This is a genomic window from Streptomyces gilvus, from assembly GCF_022513565.1.
GTDB lineage: Bacteria > Actinomycetota > Actinomycetes > Streptomycetales > Streptomycetaceae > Streptomyces > Streptomyces gilvus.
In genome coordinates, this window is sequence record NZ_JAKWBE010000026.1 from 35,969 (window position 1) to 48,545 (window position 12,577).

The 12,577-nt window shown below is 71.6% G+C and carries 11 protein-coding genes and 1 pseudogene; 6 read left to right on the forward strand and 6 right to left on the reverse strand.

Annotated elements, in window-relative coordinates; translation table 11 throughout:
- Positions 1 to 225: 225 nt before the first annotated feature.
- On the reverse strand, positions 226 to 1,362 hold the full coding sequence (locus MKW14_RS30905) for a D-alanyl-D-alanine carboxypeptidase family protein (protein WP_240868132.1): 1,137 nt from the start codon (positions 1,360 to 1,362) through the stop codon (positions 226 to 228).
- Between the two features lie 200 nt (positions 1,363 to 1,562).
- Here MKW14_RS30905 and MKW14_RS30910 point away from each other — a divergent pair, with 200 nt between their 5' ends.
- Positions 1,563 to 3,038, forward strand: coding sequence for an ABC transporter permease (locus MKW14_RS30910; RefSeq protein ID WP_240868135.1), 1,476 nt, complete (start codon positions 1,563 to 1,565; stop codon positions 3,036 to 3,038).
- Positions 3,039 to 3,116: 78 nt separating this feature from the next.
- The gene (locus MKW14_RS30915; protein WP_240868136.1) at positions 3,117 to 3,827 is read left to right on the forward strand and encodes an ABC transporter ATP-binding protein; all 711 of its coding nucleotides are present in this window, start codon (positions 3,117 to 3,119) and stop codon (positions 3,825 to 3,827) included.
- A 410-nt stretch (positions 3,828 to 4,237) separates the two neighbouring features.
- On the opposite strand, the gene MKW14_RS30920 is transcribed toward MKW14_RS30915, so the two are convergent.
- Both MKW14_RS30920 and MKW14_RS30925 read right to left on the reverse strand, forming a co-directional pair.
- Complete coding sequence (locus MKW14_RS30920) at positions 4,238 to 5,224, reverse strand: aldo/keto reductase (RefSeq protein ID WP_240868138.1); 987 nt, start codon at positions 5,222 to 5,224, stop codon at positions 4,238 to 4,240.
- Positions 5,225 to 5,281: 57 nt separating this feature from the next.
- Positions 5,282 to 5,608: a nuclear transport factor 2-like protein gene (locus MKW14_RS30925; protein WP_240868140.1), complete on the reverse strand. Its 327-nt coding sequence runs from the start codon at positions 5,606 to 5,608 to the stop codon at positions 5,282 to 5,284.
- Between the two features lie 296 nt (positions 5,609 to 5,904).
- Here MKW14_RS30925 and MKW14_RS30930 point away from each other — a divergent pair, with 296 nt between their 5' ends.
- Complete coding sequence (locus MKW14_RS30930; protein ID WP_240868142.1) at positions 5,905 to 7,521, forward strand: MFS transporter; 1,617 nt, start codon at positions 5,905 to 5,907, stop codon at positions 7,519 to 7,521.
- Positions 7,522 to 7,660: 139 nt separating this feature from the next.
- Positions 7,661 to 8,359, forward strand: a complete 699-nt coding sequence (locus MKW14_RS30935) for a DUF4232 domain-containing protein (protein ID WP_240868144.1) — start codon at positions 7,661 to 7,663, stop codon at positions 8,357 to 8,359.
- A 153-nt stretch (positions 8,360 to 8,512) separates the two neighbouring features.
- On the opposite strand, the gene MKW14_RS30940 is transcribed toward MKW14_RS30935, so the two are convergent.
- Complete coding sequence (locus tag MKW14_RS30940; RefSeq protein WP_240868145.1) at positions 8,513 to 9,436, reverse strand: hypothetical protein; 924 nt, start codon at positions 9,434 to 9,436, stop codon at positions 8,513 to 8,515.
- A gap of 262 nt (positions 9,437 to 9,698) precedes the next feature.
- On the opposite strand from MKW14_RS30940, the gene MKW14_RS30945 reads away from it, so the two are divergent.
- The gene (locus MKW14_RS30945) at positions 9,699 to 10,262 is read left to right on the forward strand and encodes a CGNR zinc finger domain-containing protein (protein WP_240868147.1); all 564 of its coding nucleotides are present in this window, start codon (positions 9,699 to 9,701) and stop codon (positions 10,260 to 10,262) included.
- 52 nt (positions 10,263 to 10,314) lie between these two features.
- On the opposite strand, the pseudogene MKW14_RS30950 reads toward MKW14_RS30945, so the two are convergent.
- A pseudogene (locus MKW14_RS30950) lies at positions 10,315 to 10,425 on the reverse strand (VOC family protein); the annotation flags it as partial.
- 34 nt (positions 10,426 to 10,459) lie between these two features.
- Positions 10,460 to 11,296, reverse strand: coding sequence for a prephenate dehydratase (locus MKW14_RS30955; RefSeq protein WP_240868149.1), 837 nt, complete (start codon positions 11,294 to 11,296; stop codon positions 10,460 to 10,462).
- Positions 11,297 to 11,632: 336 nt separating this feature from the next.
- On the opposite strand from MKW14_RS30955, the gene MKW14_RS30960 reads away from it, so the two are divergent.
- The gene (locus tag MKW14_RS30960; RefSeq protein WP_240868152.1) at positions 11,633 to 12,346 is read left to right on the forward strand and encodes an aggregation-promoting factor C-terminal-like domain-containing protein; all 714 of its coding nucleotides are present in this window, start codon (positions 11,633 to 11,635) and stop codon (positions 12,344 to 12,346) included.
- Positions 12,347 to 12,577 lie beyond the last annotated feature (231 nt).

Consider the following 12,577-nt stretch of genomic DNA (forward strand, 5'->3'; position numbering starts at 1 on the left):
AACTCGTCAACTCTTACAAATGGAATTTCAGGATCCGGACCATTGCGGCCGGTCGCGGGCCTATGCTCAAATCGCCTACACAGGAGCTTCACACTTGGGTGGATGAAGTTCCGCAGGCCACACCGAGGGGGGAAGGCGGCAGCCGTTCCACCGCACCGGGTGGGGGTGGATCCCGCGTGGGACCGCGGGGTACGCACCGGTGCGTCGGAACGGCTGCCGCGAACGTCAACCGGTCTGCCCCGCCCCGCCCTTGCGCCGTCTGCGCAGCGCCCACGCCCCGCCCGCCAGCAGGGCGACCGTGCCGCCCGCGCCCTCCAGCAGCTTCCAGGACGAGGACCCGCCCGCCACCGCGCCCGGCGCCCCGGCGGCCGCGTGGGCGCTCTTCCCGCCCGGTGCCGCCTTCGTCCCGCCCTCGCTCAGCGGTTCGACCAGCGTGCCGACCGCCGGCGCCGAACCGCCCTTCGTGAAGCCCCAGTCGAGCAGCGCGGCCGTCTCCTCGTAGACGGCGTTGTACCCGCTCTTCGGATGCATCACGGTCACCAGCAGGGTCCGCCCGCCGCGGGTCGCCGCGCCGGTGAAGGTGTTGCCGGCGTTGCTGGTGTAGCCGTTCTTGACGCCGATCAGCCCGTCGTACGTCTTCACGCCCCACGCGCCCGTGAGCAGGCGGTCGGTGTTCTGGATCTGGAAGGTCTTCCTGCCGCCGGCCGGGAAGTCCGCGGTCCGGGTGTGGCAGTACGCGCGGAAGTCGGGGTCCTTCAGGCCGTGCCGGGCGAAGAGGGTGAGGTCGTAGGCGGAGGAGAGCTGTCCCTTGTGGTCGAAGCCGTCGGGGCTGACCACATGGGTGTCCAGGGCCTGCAGGTCCTCCGCCTTGGCCTGCATCTCCTCGACCGTCCTCGCGACACCGCCGTTCATATGGGCCAGGACGTGCACGGCGTCGTTGCCGGAGCGGAGGAAGACGCCCTGCCACAACTGCTCGACGGTGTAGGTGATCCCGGGTTTGACGCCGACCAGGCTGGAGCCGGAGGGGACGTCGGCGAGCTCGGCGTCGGTGACGGTGTGCCGCTCGGTGGGGGCGAACTTCTTCAGCACGGTGTCGGCGAAGAGCATCTTCAGCGTCGACGCGGGCGCGAGACGCCGGTGCGCGTTGAAGGAGGCGAGCACCTCTCCGCTGTCGCAGTCGGCGACCAGCCACGCGGCGGCGGTGAGTTTCCGGGGCAGTGCGGTGCCCTGAATTCCGGCGCGGGCGAGACGGGCGCCGCCGACGACGGTCGTGGCGTGCGCGGGGGTCGCCGAGGCGAGCGGAATCGCGGCGGCGGCAAGACCCAGCGCGGCACGCCGGGAGAGCGGGGAGGAACCGTGCATCCCCGGACCGTAACACCCACTGAACAGGGGCTTCCTGGCAGTAACCCCTCCACTTCTCAGGAATTACCTGTCTTACGAAACTTTGAAGGCAAACCCCGGTTTCTCAGCTCGGACACATCTTTTACTCAGTGCGACGCAAAGGTTCCTCCATAACTTGTGGCAGCGCCCACAGCGGGCGCCAAGAACCTGCGAGGAACGGGATGTTTGGCATCTATCTCAAGCGCGAACTGAGCCGCAGAAAGAAAGCGGCTCTGGTCATCGCCATGGGTCTGGCGCTCGGTATCGCGCTGGTGATCACCGTCAACTCGGTGTCGGCCGGCATGACTCAGGCTCAGGGCAAGGTCCTCAAGTCGCTGTACGGCCTCGGGACCGACATGACCGTGACCAAGTCGCAGTCGGCGCCCAAGGCGGGCAGCTCCCAGGGCCCGAACTTCCAGTTCGACGCCAAGTCGAGCAGCAGCACCAAGCAGAGCTCGGACCGGGTGATGACCCAGGGCGGTCAGGCTCTGGCGTCCTCCCTGGTCACCAAGGTCGCCGCGCAGAAGGGCGTGTCCGCCGCGGTCGGCGCGATCACCCTGAACGTGACCAAGGTCGACGGCTCCTTCACCCAGGGCAAGGCGAAGAGCTCCACGAGCAGCAGCAGCGGCAGCCAGCAGCAGGGCGGCCCCGGCGGTGGCGGCAACAGCAGTGGCGGCGGCCAGCCGCAGGTCCAGGGCGGCGGCGCCTCCTTCGACGTCAACTCCTACTCGGCGGCCGGCGTCGACGTCACCGACCAGGAGCTCGGCCCGCTGGCCACCTCGAAGATCACCTCAGGGAAGACGTTCACCTCGTCGCAGACCACCGCCAAGGTCGCCGTGGTCAGCGCCTCGTACGCCAAGTCCAAGAAGTACAAGGTCGGCTCGACCTTCAAGATCTCCGGCACCACGTACACGGTCATCGGCATCGCGACGCCCGACAGCGGGGATTCCACCGTCGACGTCTTCCTGCCGCTGAAGCAGGCGCAGGCGCTGGGCGACGCCAAGAACAAGGTCACCACGATCTACGTCAAGGCCACCGACTCCAAGCAGATCTCCACCGTGAAGAAGGAGATCCAGTCCAACATCTCCGGTACGACGGTCACCACCTCCGCCGACCTGGCCTCCACCGTCTCCGGTTCGCTGTCCACCGCGTCGAACCTGGCCACCAGCGTCGGCAAGTGGCTGTCGATCGCGGTGCTCGCGGCCGCGTTCCTGGTGGCGGCGCTGCTGACCTCCTCGGCCGTCTCCCGCCGGGTGCGTGAGTTCGGCACGCTGAAGGCGCTCGGCTGGCCGAGCCGCAAGGTGACCCGGCAGGTCGTCGGCGAGTCCATGGTCAACGGCCTGATCGGCGGCGCCCTCGGCATCGCGCTCGGCCTCGCGGCCGCCTACGCGGTCACCGCGGTCAGCCCGAAGCTGACCGCGCAGCTCGGCAGCACGGGCGGCGGCACGGGCGGACCCGGCGGCGGTCCGGGCGGGGGCGGACCCGGCCGGCAGTCGGCCTCCACCACCATGGAGATCGCCCTGTCCGCCCCGGTCTCCCTGACCACCATCGCCCTCGCGGTGGCCCTGGCGGTCACCGGCGGTCTGATCGCCGGCGCGATGGGCGGCTGGCGCGCCTCCCGTATGCGCCCCGCGGACGCCCTGCGCAGCGTCTCGTAACGCACCCCCAAGCCGGGGCGCCGCCTCCCTCTCCCCCCGGACGCGGCGCCCCACCCCTACGTTCCTGTGGAGAACCCCATGTACAGACTCACCGGCGTCACCAAGCGCTACTCGCGGGGCAAGGAGACGGTGGAGGCGCTGCGCGGCATCGACCTCACCATCGAGGACGGCGACCAACTGGTCATCCAGGGCCCGACGGGCGGCGGCAAGTCGACGCTGCTGCAGATGATCGGCGGGCTGGACCGCCCGACCGAGGGCAGCGTCGAGTTCGACGGCGTCGACCTGGCCCGTATCGGCGAGACGAGGCTGACCCGGGTGCGGGCCGAGAACATCGGCATCATCTTCCAGTCGTTCAACCTCATCCCGACCCTCACCGCCCAGGAGAACGTCGAGACGGCCCTCGTACCCCTCGGCGTGAAGCCCGCCGAGCGCCGCGAGCGGGCGGCGGAGGCCCTGCGCTCGGTGGGCCTCGGCGAACGCCTCGGTCACGCGCCCGCCGAGCTCTCCGGCGGCCAGCAGCAGCGCGTCGCGATCGCCCGCGCGCTGGTCAAGCGGCCCAAGGTGCTCCTCGCCGACGAGCCCACCGGCAACCTCGACGAGGGCACCCGCGACGACATCATGGCCCTGCTGGAGGGGCTGTGGCGCGAGCACGGGCTGACCTTCGTCATGGTCACCCACGACTCATCCATCGCCCGCCGCGCCCCCCGCCTGGCCACCATCAAGGCCGGGCAACTGACCCTGACGGAGCAGGGCGACGGACGGTACGCACAGCAGTCGTCCGTGTCCTAGCGGTGTCCTAGCGGGTTGCCCCGACCCTGAGGACGGGTGCGGGACGACCGCCGATGCGGCGGGGAACACGGCCGGCCGAGAGCAGGGACTGCCGCGCCCCGCCGACATCCGGCGGCACCCCACGGCCCGCCACCGGGGCCGGTCGCCGCAAGACCGCGATCGGCGCGGCGCCCGCGCGGCGAGGGCCGCTCACTCCGCGGAACACTAACGCGGGCTGCCGCGCACTGGCGCACCCGGCGGCACCCCACGGCCCGCCACCGGGGCCGGTCGCCGCAAGACCGCGATCGGCCCGGCGCCTGCGCGGCGAGGGCCGCTCACTCCGCGGAACACGAAGGCGGGCTGCCGCGCACTGGCGCACCCGGCGGCATCCTGCGGCGCAGCCCGCTCGGCGTCCCGGCGGCCCCGGCTTCTCACCTCCCGAGGATCTGGTCGACCTCGGCCAGTTGGGCGGGGGTGAGTGGGCCCTTTGTGAGGGCGGCGGCGTTCTGCTCGGCCTGGGGGACCGAGCGGAAGCCCGGGATGGGCACCGTGCGCGGGCCGCAGGCCCAGATCCAGGCGAGGGCGCCCTGCGCGGGCGTACGGCCGTCGCTGGTCAGCACGGACCGCAGCGCGTCCACGCGGGCGACCCAGTCCGCGTCGGCGCCGCCGTTCTCGGTGAAGCCGGGCAGCCAGGCGGGCGGCCGGCTGCGGATGTCCCCGGCCTCCAGGGCCTGCCCGCTGCGGTGCCTGCCGGACAGCAGCCCCATCGCGAGCGGGCTGCGGTTGACACTGGCGAGATCCAGCTCGTCGCACAGGGCGAGCATCTCGGGAGCCGGCTGGAAGACGTTGAGCGCGTGCTGCACGGCCGTGCAGTGCTCCCCCTCGGCGAACACGGCGGCGCGGGCTGGGTCGTCGGTGCTCCAGGCGTAGGCGCGGATCAGCCCCTCGGCCACCAACTCCTCGCAGGCGTCGCGGAGTTCGGCGGCCCGCTCGTGACCGGTGTCGGAGAGGTGCAGCTGGTAGAGGTCGACGTGGTCGGTGTCCAGGCGCCGGAGCGACGCGGTCAGGGCGCGGCGGACGTACTGCGGGGAGTCGTCGCTGCCGGTGCGGGTGCGGGTGTCCTCGTCGAAGAGGTTGCCCCACTTGGTGGCGATCACCACCTCGTCCCGGCGCTTGCCGAGGGCACGGCCGAGGACGCGTTCGCTGTGCCCGGCGCCGTAGGTGTCGGCGGTGTCGAAGAAGGTCACGCCGAGGTCGAGGGCGCGCCGGATCGCCCGTACGGACTCCTCGTCGTCGACCCTGCCCCAGCCCAGCGGCTGCCCGTCGGCGTCCTGCCACTCGCCTCCAATGGCCCAGCAGCCGAAGCCGAGAGCGCTCACCTCGATACCGCTGCGGCCCAGTGTCCTGTTCGTCTCCATGCCCACGGACCCTAGGAGTTGGAGCGCACTTCAGCACAAGAGGAGCGCAGAGGTCTGTTACGCCTGCCCGGTCTCGAAGCGGGCGATGCGGCCGTCCTCGGTGACGTCGAAGCTCCACCGGGTGCGCATCTCGCCCCAGGTGTCGTTGCGGTAGTTCGCGATCAGCGCGCGGCCGCCCTGGGACTCGTTGTCGACGTCCAGATGGCCGTTGGAGGAGAAGATCTCGCGGTCGATCCACTCGCCGAGGTCGCGGTCGGAGCCGTCGTCCGACATCGTCGCGTCGTCGGTGAGCAGCGACAGGAACGCCTCGCGGTCATGGGCGTTGACGGCGGCGACGAACGCGCGGACCACCGGGTCGCTGAGTCTGGCGGGCTGAATCGTCATGCCAGCCAGACTCACACCGCTCCCCCGGCGCCGCCACCCGAACGTTCACCCGGCATCTGGCCCGGGTGACCGAGCGCTCCCTCGGCTCCCGCTCCTGAGACTCCCCGGCGCCGGACCCCTTCCGGCGCACCGGGCTCCCTCGCTCCCTCGTGTCGGGCACCCTTCTCGCTCAATGTCGGGCACCCTTCTCCCTCAATATTGGGCACTCTATTGACCGCCGTTGAAAAAACGCCCTACATTCGCAGCGTTTCACGGCGCCGTCATCCCCCGTACACCCGCTCAAAGGGGAGCCCCTCGTGTCCACCGAAACGCACACCCAACCCGGGTCCACCGCCGCCGGACCCGCGTCCGGCGGCCTGCCCGTCGGCACCCTGGTCGCCGGCTGCTTCGCGGTCTGCCTGGCCCAGATCGCCCTCGCCATGCCCGCCACGCTCAACGGCCTGTTCCAGGAGGACCTGCATCCGGTCGGCTCCCAGCTGACCTGGATCTCGGACGCCTTCCTGCTGCCCGTGTCCGTCCTGGAGCTGACCTTCGGCGTCCTCGGCGACCTCTTCGGCCGCAAGCGGCTGCTGGTCGGCGGCGGCGGTCTGCTGGTGGCCGGCGAGGCCCTGGCCGCCGCCAGCACCGGCATCCACATGCTCTGGGTGGGCCAGGCCATCGCCGGCCTGGGCGCGGCGGCGCTCTTCCCGACCTCGCTCGCGATGATCGCCGCGGGCACCCACTCCGCGCGCGACCGCGCCCGTACGATCACGATCTGGGCGGCCGCCCTGTCCAGCGGCGGTTTCGTCGCCCCGGTCCTCGGCGGCATCACCGGCAACTACGGCTCCTGGCGCTGGGCGTTCATCGTGGTGACCGGCCTCGCCGTGATCAGCACGCTGCTCAGCCAGCTCTTCGCGCAGAACTCCAGTGCCCCGGAAGGCCGTTCGCTCGACCTCGCCGGCCAGATCACCATCGGCGTCGGCATGTTCGCCCTGCTGTACGCGGTCATCCAGGGCCCGGCGGACGGCTGGACGGCGACCCCCGTGGTGATCGCGTACGTGGTCGCGGCCCTGTTCATCGGGCTGTTCCTGCTGGCCGAACACCGGGCCGCCTCCCCGCTGCTGCGGCTCGACCTGTTCAAGAACCGGGCGTTCGCGGTGGCGTCGTTCGTCGCGGTGGTCGGCATGTTCAGCTACCTCGGCACCGCCTACGCCACCAGCATCCGGCTCGGCCCGATCCAGCACCAGAGCCCCCTGCGCGGCTCGTTCGCGTTCATCCTCCTCAACGCCTGGACGCTGCTGTTGATGCCGCTGATCTCCCGGCTGCTGGAGCGGGTCAGCCCGCGCTGGGTGCTCGGCGCGGGACTCGCACTGATGGCGACCGGTGACTTCATCGCCGCGACGCTCTCGGTCCACGACCGCGCGCTGACCTCCCTCATCCTCCCCATCGGTCTGGTCGGCATCGGCTTCGCGCTCACCGTCTCCTCCATCACCGCGACCGCCGTGAACACCGTGGAGGTCCACTACGCGGGCATGGCCAGCGCCTCGACGAGCCTGCTGCGCGACTTCGGCTTCACGCTCGGCCCGGCCGTCATCGGCGCGATCGCGCTGAGCCGCGCGGCCGACGAGTTCACCCGGAACCTCGCCTCCTCCGGCCTCTCCGCCCAGGTCAAGGCGGCCGCCGGACAGGTCGCCGCCGAGGGCGGCCCGCTCGCCTCCAACTCGGTCCCGCCGGCCTCACCCCCTGGCGGCGCCGTCCCCATCGCCCTGGAGGCCCTCGGCAACGGCTACACCGTCGGTTACGTCGTCTGCGGCATCGCCGCCCTCGCGTGCTGCCTGCTCAGCGTGGTCGCCCTGCGCGGCAAGGGCGACCAGGACGCGACGGTGGGCATCGAGAAGGAGGAGGAAGCGGCGTCGGCCACGGCGATCCGATGACCAAGGTCTTGGAGCGACGGTGATCCGGTCACCGCGGCGTCACAGCTGACGCACAGGGGAACCCCACGTGAGGCCGTCCGGTCTCCATCGGCGAGCGCCGGCGGAGACCGGCGCCGCGTATCCGACCTCGGGGGACCTCATGCCGTACGTCAGCATCCGCAAGACCGCACTGGCCGTCGCCACGCTCTCGGCCGCCCTGTCGCTCGCGGCCTGCCAGGGCAGCGACACCGCCTCCGGCACCTCGTCCCCGTCGACGGCCCCGGCCGGCAAAGCACCGTCCTCGGCCCCGGCTTCGGCACCGTCCTCGGCTTCCTCGCCGTCCGCGGCCCCGTCATCCGGGGCCTCCAAGCCGACCGCGACCGCCTCCCCGGTCTCCGGCACCACGGGTACGAAGGTCAGGACCTGCACCGCCTCCGCGCTGAAGGCCACCGCGCACCAGGCAGCCGACCGTCCGGCCGGCACCGGGACGGGCGCGGCGATCGTCGAGTTCACCAACACCTCCGCCCGCCCCTGCCTGCTCCAGGGCCACCCCACGGTGGCCGGAGCGGCCAACGGCTCCCCCGAGCACAACGCCCCGCTCAAGGTGACCCCCGTCGGCCCCGCCCCCGTGATCCGCCTCGCCCCGGGCGGCACGGCCCGGGTGAAGCTGACGTTCGTGCAGGTGCAGGGCGAGGGCGACGGCTACTGCAAGTCGGGCGCGCAGCCGGTGACGTACCCGACGCTCGTGGTGGGTCTGCCCGGCGCCGGGGCGCACCAAGTCGCCCTGGACGACGGGGTGTTCGCCGAGTGCGACAACACGGTGACGGCCACGGCGGTGTCGGCGGCGGCACTGTCGTAGGCCCGCCCTGCCGGGTCGACGGATCGCGCGAGCGCGCCGCACTCCTTCCATCTCTCCGGTACGGCGGAGGTGGGGCACGGGATCCACGGACGGGGCCCTGCCCCCCGGTCGGACGACCGGGGGGGGCAGGGCCCCGTCTCTGTCAGCTGCTCGTCACGAACGACGTGCCCGGCGGCGCGTCGTGTAGACCGCGCCGGCCCCGAGGGCGATCACCAGGGCGCCGCTGCCGGCTATCAGACCAACCGGCGCGCTGGAACCCGTCTCGGCCAGGGGCGGCGTGCTCTCGCTGGGCGAGGGCGACGGGGTCCTGGGCGGGGTCGTCATCGGGGGGACGCGCGGCGTGGTGGGCGGGGTGGTGGAGGTGGAGGGCTTCGTGGGGGTGGCCGGCGGAGTGGTCTGCTGGGCCGGCGGCTGGCTGGTGGCGGGGCTGGTCGGCGTCGGCGTCGACGGGGTGGGCGTCGGCGTCGGCGTCGGGGAGTTCGGCTTGTCGGGGGTGCAGGCCTTGTCGCCGCCGTTCCACGCGGCGATGAGGTGGTACGGGGTGACGACGTTGCCGGGCTGGTACGGGGCGGGGCCGTGTCCCTCTCCCGACTGGCCGTCGTAGATGACGTCGTCGCCGTACAGGTCGATCTGCCCGTAGCAGTCGGGGGACTTCACGGCCAGCCTCTGCCAGTCGCGCTGGGCGTCGTCGGATCCCGCGACGTCCTTCGAGGTGAGGTAGACCGTGGCGTGGTCGACGAGGGTCTGGTGGCCGGAGGTCGGCCAGTTGGGGCCTTCGGTGGTGTACTCGGCGAGCGAGACGGGGTACTTGCAGCTCTCGCCGACGTTCTGGCCGGGGGCCAGGCGCACTTCGACGGTGCCGGGCACGGCGTTCCACTGGTGGAAGCCGCCCTGGGAGGTCCAGTCGGACCCGACCGGGTTACCGCTGCTGTCGACGATGCGGTACTGCACGGTGGCGGACTGGCAGTCGCCCCCGGTGGTGGCGCTTGCGGTGGTGGCACCGAGGAGGGGTGCGGCGGCGCCGAAGAGAGCGGTTGCGGCGACGGCGGCCGCCGTTCTGGAGCGTGACGAGCGCATCAAGGTCTGATCCTGTGGCATCGAGGCGTGGGAGGTGGCTGGGCGCGAGCAGCCCACGTCCACGGGCGGAAAGAAGGCGCGGGGGGCCACTCACGTCACTTCACTCGCTCTGAACACAGCGAGTGAGCTGCATTCTTGCCACCCTTCACAACTGCCGTCAATCCTCCATGAGTTCAACACTTCTCAAGGGTCAGCGGTGCCGACACCGCCAGAAGCGTGACGATCCTTGCCCCGCCGCAAAGTCACCTGTCAGAATGGTGACGTGAATCTTGATCATGTCTTCGTCTGCGGGCACCCGGCCCTCGACTTCGCGGCCAGCCTGCGGGCCCGGCGCTCGGCCCGGTTCGAGATGTTCGTGACGCCGGAGCGGCTCAACGCCTGGTACCTGGAGTCCGGACTCGTGGACACGATCACACCCGGCGAGGAAGAGGACGTCCGGGCGGCGACGACGGTGCGCGAGGCCCTCTACCGGCTCGTGACCAACCGGCGCCTGGGCGAGGAGTTGGACCGGGAGGCCCTCGCCGTGCTCAACGGCGCCGCGCGCGGGACGCCCGCGACCCCGCAGCTCACCGTGGCGGGCCGGCACACCGAGGCGACCCCCGGGCAGGCCCTGGCCACCGTCGCCCGGCAGGCCGTCGAGCTGCTCAGCGGCCCGGACGTCCCCCTGCTGAAGGAGTGCGGCAACCCCGAGTGCACGCGCGTCTACATCGACCGCTCCCGGGGCATGCGGCGCCAGTGGTGCGGCATGGAGTCCTGCGGCAACAAGATCAAGGCGGCTGCGTACCGGGCCCGCAAGAAGACGGCACCGGCGGCGTCCGAGCACTGAGACGCGAACGCGCGCTGGGGCGCGACCGCCGGTCCCCGTGCCTCCGCCCCGGTCAGCGGCCAGGGGCGCGTTCGGTGATCTCCTGGAGGAACCACGCGTTGCCGTCGGCGTCCTCGAAGGCGGCGAAGGTGCCGTAGCCGGCCCGCTCGGGGTGGAGTCCGGGAGACTCGGGGCGTTCTGACGGCGGCAGCGGACCGTCAGTGGGCCAGGCGGTGCGGGTGCGCGGGGTAGACGCCGAGGATGCGCACCTCGGAGGAGAAGAAGCGCAGTTCGTGCAGGGCGAGGGCGACCCGCTCCTCGTCGGGGTGGCCCTCGATCTCGACGTAGAAGCGGCTGGGGTTGAGGCCCGCGCCCAACTGGTAGCTCTCGATCTTGGTGAGGTTGACGCCGCTGCTGGCGAACCCGCCGAGCGCCTTGTAGAGCGCGCTCGGGATGTTGCGCACGCAGAAGAACAGGCTCGTCATCGTCGGCTCCCCGGTGTACGGGGGAAGCGCGGCCTCACGGGACAGGACGACGAAGCGGGTGGTGTTGTCGGGGTCGTCCTCGACCTCGGAGCGCAGCACGTCCAGGCCGTAGAGCCGGGCCGCGGCGGGCGGGGCGAGGGCCGCGTGCCGCGGGTCGCCCAGCTCGGCCACCTCGCGTGCCGCTCCGGCGGTGTCGTCGCTGACCAGGGTGCGCCAGCCGCCCTCCCGCACCACCTTGCGGCACTGCCCGAGCGCGTGCACATGGCTGCGTACGCACTCGACCTCCTCCAGGGTCGCGCCGGGCACGCCCATCAGGTCGAAGCGGATGGCGAGGAAGTACTCGGCGACGATGAACAGCCCGGACTCCGGCAGCAGATGGTGCACGTCCGCGACGCGGCCGGCCGCGGAGTTGTCCACCGGGATCACGGCGATGTCGGCGGTGCCCAGCGTCACGGCGTCCAGCGCCTGCTCGAAGCTCGTGCAGGGCATCCCCTCCGCGCCGGGGTAGAGGGCCGCGGCGGCGGTCGCCGAGTTGGATCCGGGTTCACCCTGGTATGCGGCGGTCGTCACCGTGGTCAGCCTTCCTGCTTCCGGGAGGAGGTCCTGTCGTGGGGCCGCACACACATCGCCGCGAACCGCACCCGTGAAGTATCGGGGAACGGGCGACGGGGGCAGGAAGCTGCTCGGAGCGTGAGACGGGAAGGGGCCCGCTCGGGCGCCGGTCGATGTGAAAAATCCGTGCGCGGTTCCTGAGATGCGGAAGCTTCCGTGTGTGAGCATGCACACCCGCTCCATGATTGCGTCATCCTCCCGGGCACGGCAGAGTGTTCCAACTGCCGGGCCCGGCAGGCGAATTACCTGCGGCCGTCGCGGCACGACCCTACGGACGAACCGGAAGGAAGACGCGTGAGCCCGATATCGGTACGGGGATTTGCGGCGGCCTCCGCCACCGCGGTCACCGCCGTCGGAAGCGTGGTCGGCATAGCCTCGGGCAGCAGCGCCCAGCCGGGCGGCGCGGAGGCGACGGCGGTCGGCGCAACGCTCCTCGCGGACATCCCCGCGGGTCAGCAGGCCCAGGTGCAGACGGAGTCCCTGACGCAGCAGGCCGACGCACAGGCGGTCCAGGCGGACGCGAGCGCCAAGAAGGCGGCCGAGGAGGCCGCCCGCAAGGCCGCCGCCCAGACCGCCGTGGCCAAGAAGGCGGACGCCGAGAAGGCCGCGAAGGAGGCCAAGGAGCGCGCCGAGGCGAAGACCACCTCCGCGTCCTCCTCCAGTTCCTCCGGCTCCTCCCAGGGCGGCTCCTCCAGCATCCCCGTCCAGAGCTCCTACACCACCGCGCAGATCAAGGCGATCGCCGCGCAGATCGTGCCGGGCGGGCAGCTCCAGTGCTTCAGCAACATCGTGGAGCGGGAGTCCGGCTGGAACTACCAGGCCGTCAACCCGAGTTCCGGCGCCTACGGCCTGATGCAGGCCCTGCCGGGCTCCAAGATGTCGTCGGTCGGCGCCGACTGGCGGACCAACCCGGCCACCCAGATCAAGTGGGGCCTCAACTACATGAACAGCGTCTACGGGAGCCCCTGCGACGCGTGGACGTACTGGCAGGCGAATCACGCCTACTGAGTGGTCCTGCGGCGGCCTTCAGACGCCGAGGTGGGGAAGAGCCCTCCGGCCCGGTGCACGGCTGCGGTCGAGGCGGGCTCGGGACCGACTCGCGGCCGGGCGTGCGGGGGTCAGCCTGCCCGGTCCGGCACGGGTACGAGGGTGATCACCGGGAACTCGCGGGTGGTGGCAGCCTGGTAGAGACCGACCCGCAACGAACAGCGAGGCACGGCGCCCTCCGCCAATAACCCT